Genomic DNA, 18,105 nt, shown 5'->3' on the forward strand with positions numbered 1-18,105 from the left:
CCTCTCACCCGTGGCCGAGAATCGCGCGCGCGTCCGCGGCCAGCATCACCGATCCGGTCACCAGCACACCGGTGCCGGAAGCAATCTGGTCCACCTGGCCCTGCTCGGCCAGGTCCGCGGCGAGGGCGATCGCATCCCCCACGAACGGGGCCACGTGCACCTGATCGGGGTCGAAGATGTCGCGGGCGATCTCGGCCAGGTCCTCGGCATCCATCGACCGCATCGAGGTGGACTGGGTGATCACCACCTCATCGAGCGCCGGTTCCAGTTCGACCAGGATCCCGTCCACGTCCTTGTCCGCCATGATGCCCACCACCCCGACCAGGCGGGTGAAGGAGAAGGCCTCCTGCAGGGCCTCGACCAGCGCCTTCGCCCCGGCCGGGTTGTGTGCGGCGTCGAGCAGCACCGCCGGGCTTGATCGAGCCAGTTCCAGCCGTCCCGGTGACGTCACCGCGGCGAAGGCTGCCTCGACCAGGCTGCCGTCCAGCGCCCCGCCGCCGAAGAAGGATTCCACCGCAGCCAGCGCCAGCAGCGCGTTCTGTGCCTGGTGTGCGCCGTGCAGCGGCAGGAAGATCTCGGTGTACAGGGCCCCGGCGCTGCTCAGGTCGAGCAACTGGCCACCCACCGCCACAGCCCGGTTGGCGATCCCCAGGTCGAAACCCTGGGCCAACACCCGGGCCCGGCGCCGGACGGCGGTGCGGGCGATGATCGAGGCGACCTCCTCGGTCTGCTCGGCGCTGATCACCACCACTTCGGGGTCGCGCTCCTTGATGATGCCGGCCTTGACCTCGGCGATCTCCTCCAAGGTCTCCCCCAGCCAGCGCTGGTGGTCCCGGGCGATCGGGGTGAAGACCGCCACCTCGGCGTCGGCAACGTTGGTGGAGTCCCAGAGGCCGCCCAGACCCACCTCCACCACCGCAACCTCAACCGGGGCGTCGGCGAAGGCGGCATAGCCCATCGAGGTGAGGACTTCGAAGAAACTCAGCCGGGACTCCCCCCGCTCGGCGAGTTGTGCATCGACCATCTGCACATACGGCTCCACGTCCTCCCACACGGCCACGAACGCCTCCACCGAGATCGGCTCGCCGTCGATGCTGATCCGCTCGCGCACCGTGTGCAGGTGCGGGGAGGTGAACCGTCCGGTACGCAGACCTGCTTCCCGCAGGAGCTGCTCGATCATCCGAGCGGTGGAGGTCTTGCCGTTGGTGCCGGTCACCTGGATCACCCGGAAGGCATCCTGCGGGCGTCCGAGCAGGTCGGTGAGCATCTGGACCCGCTCGATGGTGGGCTCGATGTCGTGCTCGGGCCTGCGTTGGACGATCTGTTGATAGATCTCCTCGGCGCGGGCGGCGAGTGCGGGATCCACCGGTGCGGCATCTTCTCCGGTCCCGGGTCGATCCGGGCCGGGAACTGCTGGCGATCGGCTCATGCGCCCCACTCCTCATCCCGGGCCAGGTCCACCCCGAGGTCCGCGCCGTTGCCGGAGTGGACCTGCACCGAGGTGGCCAGCGTCTCGGCGGCGATGAAGTCGGCGTGAGCCTGCACCGCTGCCGACCATTGCGCGGGCGGGGTCAGCGTCAGCGTGATCCGGTCGGCCACGTGTAGCCCCGCACTCTTGCGGGCGTCCTGGACCTGGCGCACCACGTCCCGGGCGTAACCCTCGGCACGCAACTGATCGTCCAGTGCCAGTTCCAGCACCGCGAATCCGCCGCCGGGCAGTATCGCCACCGCTTGCCGGCCGTCGGCGTCCTCGGCTACCTGGGTGACCAACTCGTACTCGTCGTCGTGCAGTTCGATACCGCCGGCCACGACGGTGCCGTCCTGCTCGGCCCAGTCCCCGGCACGGGCGCCCTTGATCGCCGTCTGCACGTCCTTGCCCAGGCGCGGTCCGGCTACCCGGGCGTTCACACTCAACCGGGTCGTCACCCCGAACCGGTGTGCCGCCTCATCTCCGGCAAGCAGCAGTTCGACCTCCTTGACGTTGAGCTCCTCGGCGATCAAGCCGCTGAAGGGCTGGACAGCCTCGGGCTCCTGCACCGCGATGTAGACCCGCCGCAGGGGCTGGCGGACACGTAGTTGGTGGGCCTTGCGCATGCCGTGGGCGGCCGAGACCGCAGTCCTGGCCTGGTCCATCGCCGCGACCAGGTCCGCATTGGGAACCAGGCCGTCCTCCACCACGGCACCGCCGACCGATCCGGTGATGCCGCTACCGTCGCGCACCGGCCAGTCGGTCAGGTGCACCGACCGCGCACCGGTCAGGCCGCGCCAGATCTCCTCGGTCACCAGCGGGGCCAGCGGTGCCATCAGCCGGCACAGCACCTCCAGTGCGGTCCACAGGGTGTCGTAGGCGTCGGCGTCCTCGGCCCAGAACCGGTCGCGTTGGGTGCGCACGTACCAGTTCGTCAGCACATCGAGGTGGTCGCGGATCGACTCCGCCGCCCCGGCGATGTCGTAGACGTCCAGCGCCTTGGTGACCTCCAGCGCCAGGTCGTGGGTGCGGGCCAGCAGGTACTGGTCCATCTCCCCCAGTTGCGCCACCCGCTCGGTGGTGACGGGCTTGGCCTGGTATCCCGCGCCGTCATTGGTGGTGTTGGCGTACAGGCTGAAGAAGTACCAGGTGCTCCACAACGGCAGCAGGATGGTGCGCACCGCGTCACGGATGCCGTCCTCGGTGACCACCAGGTTGCCGCCGCGCAGGATCGGGGAGGCCATCAGGAACCAGCGCATCGCATCGGAGCCGTTGCGATCGAAGACCTCGCGAACGTCCGGGTAGTTGCGCAGCGACTTGGACATCTTCTGCCCGTCGTTGCCCAGCACGATGCCGTGGCTGACGCACGCGGAGAACGCCGGCCGGTCGAACAGCGCGGTTGCCAGGATGTGCAGGGTGTAGAACCAACCGCGGGTCTGGCCGATGTACTCCACGATGAAGTCGGCCGGGAAGTGGCGGGCGAACCATTCGGCGTTCTCGAACGGGTAGTGCACCTGGGCGAAGCTCATCGACCCGGAGTCGAACCACACATCGAGCACGTCCTCGATCCGGCGCATGGTGGAGGAGCCCGTGGGGTCGTCCGGGTTGGGCCGGGTGAGTTCGTCGACGAACGGACGGTGCAGGTCCACCTCGCCTTCGGCATTGCGGGGCAGGCGCCCGAAGTCGCGCTCGATCTCCTCGAACGAGCCGTACACGTCGGTGCGGGGGTAGTCGGGGTTGTCGCTGCGCCACACCGGGATCGGGCTGCCCCAGAACCGGTTACGCGAGATCGACCAGTCCCGTGCGTTGGAGAGCCACTTGCCGAACTGGCCGTCCTTGACGTGCTCGGGCACCCAGGTGATCTGCTGGTTCAGTTCGACCATCCGGTCCTTGAACTTCGTCACCTCCACGAACCAGGACGAGACGCCCATGTAGATCAGCGGCTGACGGCAGCGCCAGCAGTGTGGGTAGGAGTGGTCGTAGGTCTCCCGGCGCAGCAGCACCGTACCGGGGGTGACCGACCCGGCGTCACCGTGCCCGGTGGTGGCGGCCTTGAGGTGCTCGATGATGGGCAGGTTGGCGTCGAATACGAGCATCCCGGCGTACTCGTCCACCGGGGGCGTGAAGGCACCGTCGGTGCCCACCGGGCGCACCGGTTCGATGCCCTCGCGGTCGGTGGTCTGCTTGTCCTCCTCACCGAAGGCGCCGGCGTTGTGCACCAGCCCGGTGCCGTCGGTGGTGGTGACGTAGTCATCGGCCACGATGCGGTGGGCCCCCTCGTGGCCCTGGAAGTAGGTGAACGGCGGGGTGTAGGACCGCCCGACCAGGTCGGCGCCCTTGAGCCGGTCCACGATCCGCGAGCGGGCCAGGTCGGCGTCGCCGCCGGCCAGCTCCCGGGCGTAGGCCTCCAGGCGCTCCTCGGCCAGGATGTAGCGCTCGGTGCGCGAGTCATCGCCCGGGTGCGGGGCTTCGACGACGATGTAGTCGATGTCCTCCCCGACGACGACCAACAGGTTGGAAGGCATCGTCCAGGGGGTGGTGGTCCAGACCAGCGCGAGTTCGCCGGTCTCCAGGCGGTAGCCGACGGTGACCGAGGGGTCCTGGCGGGACTGGTAGACGTCCTCGTCCATGCGCAACTCGTGGTTGGACAGCGGTGTCTGGTCGTTCCAGCAGTAGGGCAGCACCCGGAAGCCCTCGTACACCAGGCCCTTGTCCCAGAGTTGCTTGAACGCCCACAGCACCGACTCCATGTAGTCGGGGTTGAGCGTCTTGTAGTCATTGTCGAAGTCCACCCACCGGGCCTGGCGGGTCACATAGTCGCGCCACTCGTCGGTGTACTTCAGCACCGAGGCCCTCGAGGCGGCGTTGAACGCCTCGAGCCCCATGTCCAGGATCTCGTCCTTGGTCTTGATCCCGAGCTGGTCCATCGCCTCCAGTTCGGCGGGCAGGCCGTGGGTGTCCCATCCGAAGCGCCGCTCCACCCGCTTGCCCCGCATGGTCTGGTACCGGGGCACCACGTCCTTGACGTAGCCGGTGAGCAGGTGGCCGTAGTGGGGCAGGCCGTTCGCGAACGGCGGGCCGTCGTAGAAGACGTACTCGTTGGCGCCGTCGGTGCCTGCCTCGCGCTGGTCGATCGAGGCGGTGAAGGTGTCGTCGTCCTCCCAGTAGGCCAGCACCTGTCGTTCCAGGGCGGGCAGGTCCGGGGAGGCGGGCACACCAGAGGTATCGCTGTGCCGGGGGTAGTGGTTGGCCTGGTGCTGGTTGGCCTGGTGCTCGCCTGCCTGCTGCGCCATCGGGGTCCTTCTCCTCGTCGCCTTCGTGCGAGGACGATGCCACCCGGATTCGGGAAGCCCCGCGGTACCACCTCGATTGCCGCCGGCCCGCGCCTGCGACCACTCGTTCCCGGCTGTGACGGGCCGTCCCGTCCGGGTCTAATGAGGCTCCGCACCCGCGGGGCCCGTTCTTCCGGATGGCTCACCGGTGATAGCCGGGTCAATGCCAGGTTTCAGTCTAACGTGGCTGCAGCCCTGGCACCTAACGGCTTGGCGTGGCTCGTATCACCGGCAGCGGCCCGCAGCGGTCCATCCTGATCAGGATCTGCTCATTGTGCGCCCGGTCCTGATGAACCAGCTCGTGCCGACATCGATTACGTCGTGGTATCCGCGTCGCCAACGTCAGATTCTGCCGTGCTTGGGCCGCTGGTGCACCGGCCGGTTCGGTCGACCCGCTCGTGCCGTACCGGACAGGGCGAGCAGCCAGATCCCGGTGACTCCCAGCACCGCCAGCACCAGGATGATTCCGGCAGCGGGCAGGCCGGTCCAGCGCAGGTCATCGCCGTGCCGGATCAGGGCAATCAACTGGAGGGCCACGAAACTGACCGCAGTCGCCCCCACCGCCCCCACCGTGTTACGCCGGCCCCGTAGCCGGGTGTAGGCGGCCGTCGAGCCCAGGCCCACCAGCCACGCCCCCACGGCACGCCCGGTGAGGGCAGTCAGGTCCCAGGGCCACCACGCCGCGGCCCACAGTGGGGCCACGAGGAGCGCCGCGCCAACGGTGAGCATGATCAGCGCCAGCACCTCCAGCAGGTGCCGCACCGGGGCCGGCAACGCCGGGCGCGGGCCGGCACCGTCGGGCGTGCTGTTGGTGGCCGGCGGGACGCCACCGCCAGGCGCGCTGTTGGTGGGGAGCCGGCCCGCCCGGGCCTGCAGGACGCCGATGAGGACCATTGCTATCGGCACCACCACGTAGATAGCCAGCCAAGCCCAGGTGACCACCCGGGCACCGAGCGGATGGGCCGGGCCCAGGTGGAAGCGGTCCAGGTGCACCAGCGTGACCACCAGCGTCAGGGTGGTGAAGAGGAACACCGGCCACACCGACAACCGCGCCCGCTGCCAGGTCACCGATCTTGCCCCGCCGACCTCCAGCACGGCACTGGACCAGTAGGCCGCGCCCAGGAACACCGCCGTCATTGGCGGGTCAATGGTCCAGGCGAACCAGGAGTCGGTCCGTTCCGGGAAGAGGAACAACTGCAGCCCGGCCAGGAACACCAGGAAGGCAGCCACGTACAGCAACACTCGCATCGCGGGGAGGACGGGGGATTCAGTGCGCGGGGACATCGGCGGGCTGTGGGATGGGATGGCTCGCCAGATAGGTGTGCAGGTGAGCGACCACAGCCGCACCGTCCCCCACGGCGGTCGCGACGCGCTTGATGGACCCGGACCGCACATCGCCTACCGCGTACACCCCGGGCATGGTCGTCTCCAATGACGACGGCGCGGGCCCGGGTGAGGGTGATGGCGCGGGTGAGGGTGATGGCTCTGGTGCCGGTGCTGCCGAGCGTTGCGGTGTGAGGCTTCCGGTGAGCACGAACCCTGCGCCATCGCGGGCCACGTCCGGCGGCAGCCAGGAGGTGCGTGGCGTTGATCCGATGAGCACGAACAACCCCACGGCTTCGATCTCTTGCTCGGAGGGCTCAGGGAGCCCCGCAGCAGGCTCCGCGCGCGCGACGGTGAGTGCCGCCAGGCAGCCGTCCACCACCCGGGCACCGACCACCTCGCTGCGATAGCGGATGGTCACGTTCGGCGTCGCGGTGAGTTGGTCGATGAGGTAATGGGACATGCTGGCGGCCAGGCTCGGGCCGCGGACCAGCAGGTCCACCTGCCGGGCGTACCGGGCAAGGTGCAAGGCCGCTTGCCCCGCGGAGTTCCCGCCGCCGACCACCACGACCCGCTCGCCGGTCATGGCGGGTGCTTCGGCGACCGCCGCGCCGTAGAACACTCCCCTACCGACCAGTGCCTCCAGTTCGGGCACCGGCAGGAGGCGATAGTCCACGCCAGTGGCCACGATCACGCTGCGGGCCCGGATGTGGGTGCCGTCCGAGAGCCTGACCGAGTGCACGTGTTCCTCCGTTTTCAGGCCGGTGACCTGGCGCATGAACAGGTATTCAGTGCCGAAACTCCAGGCCTGTTTGAAGGAGCGGTAGGCCAGGTGCGCACCGCTCACCCCGCTGGAGAAGCCCGGATAGTTGCGGATGAGTGAACTGGTTCCGGCTTGGCCGCCGACGGCTTGTTGTTCCACGACCAAGGTGCTCAGCCCTTCGGATGAGGCGTAGACCGCGGCGGCCAGCCCGGAAGGTCCGGCACCGACGATGGCCACGTCGAACACCTTGTTCACCGGGGGCGCGCCGGTCAGGCCGAAGGCGTCGGCGATCTGCAGGTCGCTGGGGTTGGTCAGCACCGTGGGCGGGGAGGTGAACTGCAGCACCACGATCGGCAACTCCGCACCCTGCAGGTTCAGGCCTGCCACTAACCGCTCGGTGGCAGCGGACTCCACCGCATAGAAGCCCACCGGGATGTGGTTGCGCCCGAACATATCCCGCAGTGTGTGGGTGCGCCGATCTTGTTGCCTGCCGATCAGCCGGACCGCCTCGAAACCGACTCCGTGGGCCAGGTACCAGTCGTCCAGGGCGTCGGTGATCGCGCCATGGAACTCCTCATCGCGCGGGCGCTCGGGGCGCACGACAACCAGGTCCGCGTGCCCCTGGCCCACGGCCTGGAACACCGTGGCGGCACTGGCGAAGTCGCCCCAGATCACCACCACCACGCGTTTGGCCGCTGGATGGGTGGCGTAGGTGCGCCCGAGGAAGCCCAGGCCCTGGCGGTCCGCCGGACCGTAGCAGCCGGCGATGAGTACCACTCCCCGACCCAAGCGTGCCAACTCCTGCAACACCGTTTCGGCGTGGTCGTAGTGGTCGCACACCACCACCTCGTAATCCACCCCGTAGCGACGGTGGAACTCCTCAGCCAGGATCGTACGCGTGACCGGATCGGTTGTGACGACCAGCATGACCGGCACCTGCGCACCATCGGTCTGGGCCGAATCCTCCATGGTCGCCACCTCCGGGTGGGTGCCTGGCCCCGAGAGGACTGACGCTACTCCTGGCACCAGGGCGCGACAAGAGCCACAATGCCGATCGCCGCGCCAAACCTGCACGCATAGAAGGACCCGAGACGACGTGACCAGGAGCGAGTTGATACCCGAGTACAGGATCGCCCGCCTCGAACGCTTCCGCGGAAGCGCCGCTGGCAGCGGAGGCTGTGAAGACGGCTACGCGACACTCTCCGGGATGGCTCTCGCTTTGATGTCGCGAAGGGTCGCCACGATGGCATCGACCTGGGAGTCGGTGAATAGTAGGTCCGCGCGGCCGTGGTCGGTGTAGGGCGACTCGAACAGCCGGCCTGGTTCCATCATCCCGTTGGCGGTGAGTTCCTCGACCACCAACTCCACGAAGCGCACTTGGTTGACGGTGAACGTGGCGGCGTCCAGGTAGTCGGCGAATGCCTCGGTGGCGGCCTGCCGGTCCAGGCCCACCAGGGAGCGGATGAAGAGCCCCAGGCCGCCGGTCTGCTCGGCGGCAGCGGCAATGTCCTGCGGCTCACCGGTTCCGCTGGCCAGCAGCATCTGTTCCAACGCAGCCAGATCCTCCGGAGTCAGTTGCCGGTTCCTGCGCAAGCGCTGCAATGCCACATGATCCTGGTGCCGGACCAGGTATGCGGCCGCCTTCTGCCGGAAGCGGTCCAGGTCGGTGCCCGGGGTCACCATCGCCAACTCGATCGCGCTGGCCTCGCCGAGTTCGTCGACGAAGTCGGTGTAGACGGGATTGCGCCGCGCCGAGTCGGCAAGGCGCACCAGGGAGCGCATCCGCTTCCGGACCGACTCCAGCATCGGCAGGGTGACGTCCACCCACCAGCCATCGGATGCCACGGCCTCCAGCAACGTCGCTTGCTCGGCGACCATCGGAATCGTGGTCTTGCCCAGGAGGGCGCCGGCGATCGCCTGAATGGTCTTTCGCAACCGATCGGCCGTAGCGGTATCGCCTTCGAGGTCGGCCAGTTGACGACGCAGGATCAGCAGGTCGAATCGCTTGGCGTGCTCGTCCTCATCGCGCACCGATGAGGGAAGACCGGCGAGTTCGAGAACGTCCTCGGCATCCGCGCTGCTGAGCGATACCCATGACGAGGGTTCTGAGAAACGTTCGACGGCGCGGCGGTGCGGCCGCACCAGGACGTTGCCCGGGTGCATGCCCGCCACGGTCTGCTGCAACGCAGCCGTGATACTTCTCCGCAAGTCCGGTTCGACCCGAACGTGCTGCAGCCCACGAGCCAGGGCAACCCGGGCTTCAAACAAGTGCTGGGTGAGGGATTTCTGTATCGACCCTTCGCTGCCTGGCAGGTCCTGGTTGAAGTACTCCAGGTTGCCGCAGAAGTCGAAGACGAGGAAGTCGGTCTTGTCTGCGCCGGGGCCGAACAGGTCGGGGCGCAGGCGGGTGCCCCGGCCGATCATCTGCCAGTACTTCGACTTGGACCACACAGTCTTGAAGAAGACGAGGTTGACCACCTCGGGGATGTCGATGCCGGTGTCGAGCATGTCCACGCTGATCGCGATGTGCGGGGCCTTGGTGGGTGTGGCGAAGTCCTCGATCAGTTGCTGGGCGTACGGGCTGGCGTGGGTGATCGTGCGGGCGAAGTGTCCGGCGTACCCGGGCCAATTGATGTCGAAACGTTCTGCGATGAACTCCGCGTGGCGCTGGTTCTTGGCGAAGATGATGGTCTTGCCGATCCGGTCGCCACCGGCGACCTTGTACCCACGCGTCATGAGCGTCTCGAGCACCTTGTCCACGGTGTCGGTGTTGAACAGGAACCGGTTGAGTTCCTCGGCGCCCACCTCATCGGGCGCCTCGCCCTCGCCCCAGTCCAGAACGTCCCACTGGTCCTTCTCATCTTCGCTGAGTTCGTCGTAGCGGATGCCCCGGCGTAGGAATTTCGTACCCACGGACACGCCCTTGGGCGGCACCAGATATCCGTCGGCTACCGCGTCCTCCAGGCTGTAGGCGTCGGTGGGGACGCCTTCCTCAAGGTCGAAGAGACGGTACGTGTTGTAATCAACCTCATCCTTCGGAGTGGCGGTCAAACCCACCAGTATCGCGTCGAAGTAGTCGAAGATCACGCCGTACTTGGCATAGACCGACCGGTGCGCCTCATCGATGATGACCAGGTCGAAGTGTCCGGGCCCGAACCGCTGCGCCTGGGTAGCGTCATCGTCGGCTTCGTTGATGAGGTTCATGATGGTCGGGTAGGTCGACACGTATACCCTGCCCTCGCCGTCTCGTTCGGTGACCAGGTTGACCGTTGTGGCGGCGGGCAAGTGCTCCTTGAACGCCCCGACCGCCTGGCGCACCAGGGCGTTACGGTCAGCCAGGAACAGGACCCGCTTGACCCAACCGGCTTTCATAAGTTGGTCCACCAGGGCGATGACGGTGCGGGTTTTCCCGGATCCGGTGGCCATCACCAGCAGGGCTCGGCGTTCCCTGCTATCGAGCACCTCACCGATGGCCTTGATCGCCCGCACCTGGTAGGGCCTCCCGGCGATGTCGGTGTCCACCGTGGCTGTGGCCAGGGGCATGCGGGTGTGACGGCGCTGGACCATCAGTTCCAGTTCGTCGCGGGTGCAGAAACCCTGCACCTTCCGGGGCGGATAGCCGGCGGCGTCGTCCCAGAGCCAATGCTCGTACCCGTTGGTGTAGAAGATCACCGGTCGGCGGCCGAACTGGGCTTCCAGCCGGTCGGCGTAAAGTTCGGCCTGCTGTCGGCCGACCTGGACGCTGCTGCCGGCGCGTTTGGCCTCCACCACTGCCAGCGGTAGGCCGTCGGAGCCCCACAGCACGTAGTCGATGTAGCCGCGGCCTCCGCCGGGCATCCCGGCCACCGGGTACTCCCGGTCATGGTCCTGGTCCAGGAGCCACCCGGCTGCGCGTAAGTCGACATCGATATAGGCCTCGCGGGTCTGGGCCTCGCTGTAGTCGCGGGTGTCTTCGATACCGGCAGCCGCTTTGGCGTCCTGAGCCGAAGCGATCTGTGCCTGGAGTTGGGCGATCCGTTCCTCGTGGGCGGCCAGGAGTTCGTCCCGTTGGGCGAGTTCCCGGGCGTGTGCTTCGTCCTGCTCTTGGAACTTCTTGGCCAGGCGCACCAGTTCGTCACGTGAGAGCGGCGCCGCCTTGGCTGCCAGTGTCGGGTCGAACGGAGTTCGTACCGGGACGGCCGCGGGGTCGGCGGAGTGGTGGAAGGCCGCCCACACCACCACATGGTGCAGTTCGCGTAGCGCGGCGAGCCCGTGGTCGGAAGCCAAAGACCTTGCCTCGTGCACGGCGGTATTGCCGAGCCGGCGGATGAGGTTGAGTTTCTGGTTGATGCTGTTGCCGGTGCGGGTCTTGAACCTGCTGTCGTTGATCCGAGCGGCCAGGTCGTCCCGGTACGGCTCGGTCAGATTGAGAACCTCGTAGAGGTAAGCGACCAGGTGCTCGATCGCGCGCCGGCTATAGAAACACGCCGCGCGCGGGTCGGAACTCAGGTAGGACTCGGCCTTGACGCAGTCGGGGTGAACTGTGGGCAACGCAGCCTTGACGAAGGCGAAGTTGCTCACGACGCTCCTTTCCCCCGAGCGTTGCATGTGGACTCGGCGTACCCGCTGATCGCAAGCCATGCGGGCCGAGGCAACGCATGGTCAAGACAACGACGGGAACACAACTGTTTGAGTCAACTCTAGTTTGTTGACGCCGTGCGGGAGTGCGGATTCGTCGCGACGGGGTTTGATCCACCTCCGGCCAGGGCGTACAATTTCCTGTACAGGAGTTGGAGGTCCGATGCGCACGATGAGTTACAGCGAGTCCCGCCGTCGCTATGCCGAGGTTCTGGACTCGGTCGTGCAGGACCGTGAGGAGATCGTGATCACCAGGGCAGGCCACGAGCCCGTCGTCATCATGTCCCTGGACGACTTCGAGTCACTGCGCGAGACTGCATACCTGATGCGCTCCCCCGCTAATGCTCGACGACTGCTCGATGCGATGGAACGGCTCGAGGTGGGCGAAGGTGAATCGCACGACCTCATCGATGCCGACTGATCATGCGGCTGGTCTGGGACCATCACGCCTGGGAAGACTATCTCTGGTGGCAGGCACAGGACCGAAGGATCCTCAAACGCATCAACAATCTCATTGAGGACGTCGTCCGTAACGGTAACCAGGGCATCGGCAAGCCCGAGCCGCTCAAGCATGACTTCGCTGGGTACTGGTCCCGGCGCATCACCGAGGAGCATCGGTTGGTCTACAAGGTGACCGAGACCGAGGTGCGCATCGCCGCGTGCCGGTACCACTACGGCCGCTAGCGCCGGGGCAAACCGATCCGAACGTCGGCGGCTACTCGAAGAAGTCCTCGTCGATCTCGACGATCTGGACCGTGCGCTTGGCTTGCACGCCAACGCCGTAGTGGATCATGAGCGAGGCCAGGCGTTCGCCGTCGACCAGCACGACGCGTGTGGCGACCGACTCAGCATATTCGCGGGCGCCGCGGCTGAAGCGGGCAGTGGTGATGAAGACACCCTGGCTGGCCTGGTTGCCGTGTAGCGCACCGACGAAACCCTGGATCTCGGGACGGCCGATCGGGGTGTCCAGGGCGTAACGCTTGGCCTGCACGTACACCCGGCTTAACCCCAGGGCGTCCTGGTCGATAATGCCGTCGATGCCGCCGTCGCCGGAGAGTTGTGTGCGGGTGGCTTTGCCGCCTGCTCCCCCGTAACCCATCGCTATGAGCAAGTCGAGCACGGCGTCTTCGAAGAATGACGGGGCCTGAGCGTGCAGACGGCTGAGGAGGTCGGCTGCGACGGTGGCGTGGATTCGGGCGATGCCTTCCTCGACCTGTTCCTCCGGGTCCAAAGTGCTCTCAGTGGTGGGTTCGGCGACTGATTTGCTTTCGCGACCGGACGGTGCTTTGGGTATCCACCATTCGTCACCTTCGCGTGCCATGGACCGCAGAACGGCCTCGCTTATGCCTTCGGGGTAATCCGCCAGCAGTTTCCGGCCGACGTCGGTAATGAGGTATTGCCCGCGCGCTGGGCGCTCCAACGCACCGACTCGGTTGAGGTAGGACGCAGCCCAGCCGATGCGGTTCTCCACCTTGGGCTGACCGGAAGGGAGCAACTCGGCTCGCTGATCCTCGGGGATCTGTTCAGCCGCCATCACCGCCTCGCGCAGTTCTCGAAGCCGCAGCGTACGACCGTCGATCAGTGCCCGCAGCACCGGCGCCATGAACTCATCCCACGTTGGCATCGTTGCCATTTATAGCCCTCCTGAGAATGCTCGGGACTGGAGTGACGCGAAGAGTTCGTCTTCGGCGGCCAGGACCCGCTCCACAGCGCTGCGTTCGGCACGGATCTGGGAGACCCTTCGCGCGAACTCAGCCTGGGCTGACCGCGAAACCTCAGGAATGGGGATCGACTCCAGGACCGCGGTCTCCAATCTTTTCGTGCCGTGAGCCGCAGTCGCAGTACGTGCCAGGATCCACTGCGTCCGTGCGCGAAGTGCACTCGCCAGGAAATCAACCTGGATGTCGTCACGCGGCAAGACCGCCTTAAGGTCCTGATTGATCGTCGCGGGAACGCGAATAACGGAGATTGGAACCGAGTGGGCGAGAATCATCCCGCGAACAACAACAGCGATGGTCTCGGCAGGCAATAGGCGCAGGCTCGTCACTTCAGGGACGCTTGCCGCGATGTGGTCCTGCGAATCCCAGAGTTCGTTCGCTTTCAGATCCTTTGCACTAAACCATGGGAGTTCGCCGGCCCAGAGTTCCGGCTTCTTCTTCGATGGCGTCCCGCCGCTGTAGAACCGGCAGAGGTCGCCTAGGGGGACAGTATCAGCGGTCGCGCCGAACATGGCGTGGAAGATGGACTGGGTGAGGTCGTCGAGGTGGGCGAGGGACTGGCGGCGCTTGGTGCGCAGCGCGTCGGCCTGGTCGAGAATCGCGGCGATGCGGCGCTGCTCCTCAATGGGAGGATGCGGGATCTCGATCTGCGTTGCCGTCCTCTTCGACAGTTCCTTGAACGTCGCGCCATTGCCAAGTGACTGCAAGTACTCCGTCTTGGAGTTGAGCCAGTGGTAGAGGAATTTCGCCTCGAGACCAGGTCTCGGAACGAGGCTCTTGAACCCTTGATTCGTTGCCATCGGCACGGTGTTGATCGCAACATGTCCGATTGGTGCACGAGAACTGAGTAGCACCGACCCAACTGGCAGGACATTGGTACTGCAACTGCGAACGCCCTCCTCAGTGAGTGTCCGAGGAGTCGCCGATATGTAAGGACCTTCGAGTTTGCTCAGGTCGGCGGGGGTCACCCATGCGATGTCACCGTCCCAGAAATCGGCCACACCCGACTTCGGCGTCGCTCCTGAAACGATCTCCGCGACATCGCCCAGACGGACTGTCTTCACGCCAACATCGCCTTCAACTCAGCGCGGCCCTGGGCAATCTCATCTTCGATCTGCTCGATATCGGCGATGATCTCCAGCGGGTCGCGGTGCTCGACGTCGTCGTAGACGATCTCCTTGTAGCGGTTGATCGACAGGTCGTAGCCCTGCTCGGCGATCTCCGCCTTGGGGACCGAGAACGAACTGTCGGTGCGCGCTCGGTCGCGTTCCGTCGTCGCCCGCTGTTGCCACCGGGTGAGCACATCGGGCAGGTCGTTGGCTTCGATCGGGTTGCGCTTGTCGTCCAGGGAGAAACCATCGGCAGTCACGTCGTAGAACCACACGTCATCGGTGCCGCCGGAGTCGGTCTTGGTGAAGCACAGGATCGCGGTGGACACCCCGGCGTAGGGCTTGAAAACACCGGAGGGCAGTTTCACCACCGCGTCCAGCTTCTGCTCCTCCACGAGTGTCCGGCGCAGATCCTTGTGCGCGTTCGACGACCCGAACAGCACGCCGTCGGGCACGATCACCGCCGCGCGGCCGCCGGGCTTGAGTAGCCGCAGGAACAGGGCGAGAAACAGCAACTCGGTCTTCTTGGTCTTCACCACCCGCAGGAGGTCCTTCGACGTCGACTCGTAGTCCAGCGACCCGGCGAACGGCGGATTTGCCAGGACCAGGGAGTACTGCTGGGCGTCAGCGGCGGCGCCCTCGGACAGGGAGTCGCGGTAGCGGATGTCCGGCGATTCGATGCCGTGCAGGAGCATGTTCATGCTGCCAATCCGAAGCATCGTGGAGTCGAAGTCGTAACCGTGGAACATGCTGCGGTGGAAGTGTTCGCGCTGCTTGGCGTTGGTCAGCGCGCTCGGGTGATGTTCGCGGATGTGTTCCGAAGCGCTGACCAAGAAGCCGGCGGTGCCGCAGGCGGGGTCGCAGATCTCATCCTCAGGGGTCGGCGCCATCATCGCGACCATCAGGTTGATGATGTGCCGCGGCGTGCGGAACTGGCCGTTGGTGCCGGCGCTGGCGATCTTGGAGAGCAAATACTCGTACAGGTCCCCGTTGGTGTCCCGGTCCTCCATCGGGATGTCACCGAGCATGTCCACCACGCGGCTGAGCAGCGCCGGGGTGGGGATGGTGAACCGGGCGTCCTTCATGTGCACTGAGTAGGTGGAGTCATCGCCGCCGACCTGCTGGCCCAGGCCGCGCAAGTACGGGAACACCTCATCGGAGACCAGTGCGTGCATCTCAACCGGGTCGCGGTTGGCGAACCTGCTCCAGCGCAGGTGGTGCTGGTCGGGCAAGAACACCGGGTCCTCGATCTCACCGGTGATGCGGGCCTTCTTTTCCGCGATGGTCTGCAGGTCATCCAGCCGGCGCAGGAACAGCAGGTAGGTGATCTGCTCGATCACCTCCAACGGGTTGGAGATGCCGCCGGACCAGAAGGCGTCCCAGACGCGATCGACCTTGCTCTTCAGTTCACCTGTGATCACACGCTCCACTGTAGTTCGCAGGTCAGACAGCGGGGCGCGGGTCAGCCTGCCAACTCTGTACACCTGGGGGGTGATCTCCGACCCTCAGGCACCGGCACGAACGGCACCGAGGTGAGCACCTCCGGGAAACTGTCGTATCGGAACAGCCCCGTTCGTGGAAGGTATGTGGGACGCCACCGGTGGCCCGTGCAACAAACCGATGTCCTTCGGACTACTCGAGAGGAGAGGATCATGCCCGAGTACCTGATCGCGTTCAACGACGAGTGGGTGCCCGACCACACGCCACAAGAGGTGCAGCAGAAGGCCGAGGCCAGCATGGTGGTGGTCGAGGAGATGAGGAATGAAGGAGTCTTCGTCTTCGGGAACGGGGGGATCGATGCCTCCTCCGTTGTCTGCAGCGTCGAAGCCAGGGAGGGAGAGCCTGTCTTCACTGACGGACCCTACGTGGAGACCAAGGAGCATCTCGGCGGCTTCTGCGTCGTGCGGGTGCCCGATGACGCCGCTGCGCGGTACTGGGCCGGCCGCCTCGCGGTCGCGCTCGACTGGCCCCAGGAAGTGCACCGCTTCCCGGGTCGACCACCACAGGCCGCCGACCTCGATAGGGACTGATCACCATGCCCAGGTATCTCCTGTCCGTCTACGGACCCGCCGAACCCACCGACTACGGCCCCTACCCCTCCAAGGAGGCGATGCTGGCGTCCTTCGCCGACACCGGCGCCTTCAATGACAAGCTCCAGCGCGAAGGCTACTTCGTCTTCGCCGACGGTCTGGAGCCCGCCACGACCGCCACGACCGTGGACGGTCAGGGCGAGAGCCCGGTGATCCTGGACGGGCCCTATCTGGAGACCAAGGAGTGCATCGGCGGCTTCTGGGTGATCGAGGCCCCCGATCTGGACGTGGCCCTGAAACTCGCCGCCGAGGCGTCGAAGGCATGCCGCGGCAAGGTGGAGGTGCGCCCCTTCCAGACCGCGGAGTCCGTGCAGAGGCTGCTGCACTCGTAAGGCTCCTGCTGCAATAGTGAGCAAGGTGCGCCTCGAGGAAGCGATGACCCGCATCCACAAACAGGAGTGGGCGCGGGTCGTCGCCAGCCTTGCGCGCCGGTTCGGTGACCTCGATATCGCGGAGGACGCCGCTGCCGAGGCGTTCGTCACGGCGGTGCAGCGGTGGCCGCGCGACGGGGTGCCCGCTCATCCCGGCGGGTGGCTCACCACGACCGCGAACCGCAAGGCGATCGATCGGATCCGGCGCGAGTCCCTGCGCGAGACCAAGCACCAGGCGGCCCGGATGCTGCACGATGACACACCCGCCGAGCCGACCGGTCCGATCGAGGACGACCGGCTCCGACTGATCTTCACCTGCTGCCACCCGGCGCTGGCGATGGAAGCCCGGGTTGCCCTGACCCTGCGCCTGCTCGGCGGGTTGACCGTCGCCGAGATCGCCCGGGCATTCCTGGTGCAGGAGACCACGATGGCCCAACGAATCACCCGCGCGAAGAGAAAGATCAAGGCCGCTCACATCCCTTACCGGGTGCCCTCCTCCGAGGACATCCGCGAGCGGCTCGCCGGGGTGCTCACGGTGGTCTACCTGATCTTCAACGAGGGCTATCTCGCCGGCGAGGGTGTTGAGCCGCTCCGCACCGATCTCATCGATGAGGCGATCGTGCTGGGCCGGCTGCTGCTCGACCTCCTACCCGAGGACGGCGAAGTGGCCGGCCTCCTTGCCCTGATGCTCCTCATCGACGCTCGCCGGCCCGCGCGTGTCTCGCGCACCGGAGAGTTGGTGACGCTCGAGGAGCAGGACCGCAGCGCGTGGGACCGGTCTCTCCTCGACGAGGGCCACGCACTGGTCCGCGGCCGACTCGCAGCGGTGGCCGGCGGCGATGAGCAACCCGGGCGCTACCAACTGCTGGCGGCGATCAACGCTGTGCACACCTACCACCTCTCGGCGCGGGACACCGACTGGTCCCAGATCCTCACCCTCTACGACCGTCTGGTGCTGACGGATCCCTCCCCGATCGTGCGGCTGAACCGGGCGGTCGCAGTCGCCGAGGTGGACGGCCCCGATGTCGCACTGGCCGAGATCGACCGGTTGGCCGGACCTCTTGACGGTTACCACGCGTTGCATGCCGCACGCGCCGATCTGCTACGTCGGCTCGGCCGCGGTGGCGATGCGCTCGGTGCCTATGACCGGGCCATCGAACTGACCGGAAATCCCGCCGAGCGGACCTACCTCACCCGCCGGCGCGACCAACTCGCGACCTGAGGCGAACCCCTCGGCCGGCACGGCGAGGGCGAAGCCCGCACCTCCAGCTCAATTCACCATTGCCTTATATAAGTCAGGACTGATAGTGTCGT

The 18,105-nt window shown here is 66.4% G+C and carries 13 protein-coding genes; 5 read left to right on the forward strand and 8 right to left on the reverse strand.

The window, feature by feature from the left end:
* Window positions 1-4: 4 nt before the first annotated feature.
* The 5 genes from ACPL7H_RS13010 to ACPL7H_RS13030 form a co-directional block, all read right to left on the reverse strand.
* On the reverse strand, window positions 5-1,429 hold the full coding sequence (locus ACPL7H_RS13010) for a bifunctional folylpolyglutamate synthase/dihydrofolate synthase (protein WP_424797309.1): 1,425 nt from the start codon (window positions 1,427-1,429) through the stop codon (window positions 5-7).
* Window positions 1,426-4,761: an isoleucine--tRNA ligase gene (gene ileS, locus ACPL7H_RS13015; protein WP_424797310.1), complete on the reverse strand. Its 3,336-nt coding sequence runs from the start codon at window positions 4,759-4,761 to the stop codon at window positions 1,426-1,428. The genes ACPL7H_RS13010 and ileS overlap by 4 nt, the downstream gene beginning before the upstream one ends.
* 381 nt (window positions 4,762-5,142) lie before the next feature.
* Window positions 5,143-6,084, reverse strand: coding sequence for a hypothetical protein (locus ACPL7H_RS13020; RefSeq protein ID WP_424797311.1), 942 nt, complete (start codon window positions 6,082-6,084; stop codon window positions 5,143-5,145).
* Window positions 6,068-7,855, reverse strand: a complete 1,788-nt coding sequence (locus ACPL7H_RS13025) for an FAD-dependent oxidoreductase (protein ID WP_424797312.1) — start codon at window positions 7,853-7,855, stop codon at window positions 6,068-6,070. The genes ACPL7H_RS13020 and ACPL7H_RS13025 overlap by 17 nt, the downstream gene beginning before the upstream one ends.
* 219 nt (window positions 7,856-8,074) lie before the next feature.
* On the reverse strand, window positions 8,075-11,446 hold the full coding sequence (locus ACPL7H_RS13030; RefSeq protein WP_424797313.1) for a DEAD/DEAH box helicase family protein: 3,372 nt from the start codon (window positions 11,444-11,446) through the stop codon (window positions 8,075-8,077).
* A 220-nt stretch (window positions 11,447-11,666) separates the two neighbouring features.
* Here ACPL7H_RS13030 and ACPL7H_RS13035 point away from each other — a divergent pair, with 220 nt between their 5' ends.
* A complete protein-coding gene (locus tag ACPL7H_RS13035) occupies window positions 11,667-11,924 on the forward strand; it encodes a type II toxin-antitoxin system Phd/YefM family antitoxin (RefSeq protein ID WP_424797314.1) in 258 nt (85 codons plus the stop codon).
* Window positions 11,925-11,926: 2 nt separating this feature from the next.
* Window positions 11,927-12,187: a Txe/YoeB family addiction module toxin gene (locus tag ACPL7H_RS13040; RefSeq protein WP_424797315.1), complete on the forward strand. Its 261-nt coding sequence runs from the start codon at window positions 11,927-11,929 to the stop codon at window positions 12,185-12,187.
* A 31-nt stretch (window positions 12,188-12,218) separates the two neighbouring features.
* Here ACPL7H_RS13040 and ACPL7H_RS13045 read toward each other — a convergent pair whose 3' ends face one another.
* Genes ACPL7H_RS13045 through ACPL7H_RS13055 form a run of 3 tightly spaced genes read right to left on the reverse strand, consistent with a single transcriptional unit; the run spans window position 12,219 to window position 15,751 of the window.
* Window positions 12,219-13,136, reverse strand: a complete 918-nt coding sequence (locus ACPL7H_RS13045; RefSeq protein ID WP_424797316.1) for a restriction endonuclease — start codon at window positions 13,134-13,136, stop codon at window positions 12,219-12,221.
* Window positions 13,137-14,285, reverse strand: a complete 1,149-nt coding sequence (locus tag ACPL7H_RS13050) for a restriction endonuclease subunit S (protein WP_424797317.1) — start codon at window positions 14,283-14,285, stop codon at window positions 13,137-13,139.
* Window positions 14,282-15,751, reverse strand: a complete 1,470-nt coding sequence (locus tag ACPL7H_RS13055) for a type I restriction-modification system subunit M (protein ID WP_424797318.1) — start codon at window positions 15,749-15,751, stop codon at window positions 14,282-14,284. Before ACPL7H_RS13055 ends, ACPL7H_RS13050 begins: the two co-directional genes overlap by 4 nt.
* A 231-nt stretch (window positions 15,752-15,982) precedes the next feature.
* Here ACPL7H_RS13055 and ACPL7H_RS13060 point away from each other — a divergent pair, with 231 nt between their 5' ends.
* From ACPL7H_RS13060 to ACPL7H_RS13070, 3 genes are read left to right on the forward strand one after another with little or no spacing between them, the layout of a single operon-like run.
* Window positions 15,983-16,360 carry a YciI family protein gene (locus ACPL7H_RS13060; protein WP_424797319.1) on the forward strand — a complete coding sequence of 126 codons (378 nt, stop codon included), beginning with the start codon at window positions 15,983-15,985 and terminating at the stop codon, window positions 16,358-16,360.
* A gap of 5 nt (window positions 16,361-16,365) precedes the next feature.
* Window positions 16,366-16,752: a YciI family protein gene (locus ACPL7H_RS13065; RefSeq protein WP_424797320.1), complete on the forward strand. Its 387-nt coding sequence runs from the start codon at window positions 16,366-16,368 to the stop codon at window positions 16,750-16,752.
* Window positions 16,753-16,795: 43 nt separating this feature from the next.
* Window positions 16,796-18,013, forward strand: coding sequence for an RNA polymerase sigma factor (locus ACPL7H_RS13070; RefSeq protein ID WP_424797343.1), 1,218 nt, complete (start codon window positions 16,796-16,798; stop codon window positions 18,011-18,013).
* Window positions 18,014-18,105: the final 92 nt, after the last annotated feature.

This window comes from Pseudactinotalea sp. Z1732, assembly GCF_049724975.1.
Taxonomy (GTDB): Bacteria; Actinomycetota; Actinomycetes; order Actinomycetales; family Beutenbergiaceae; genus CALKWS01.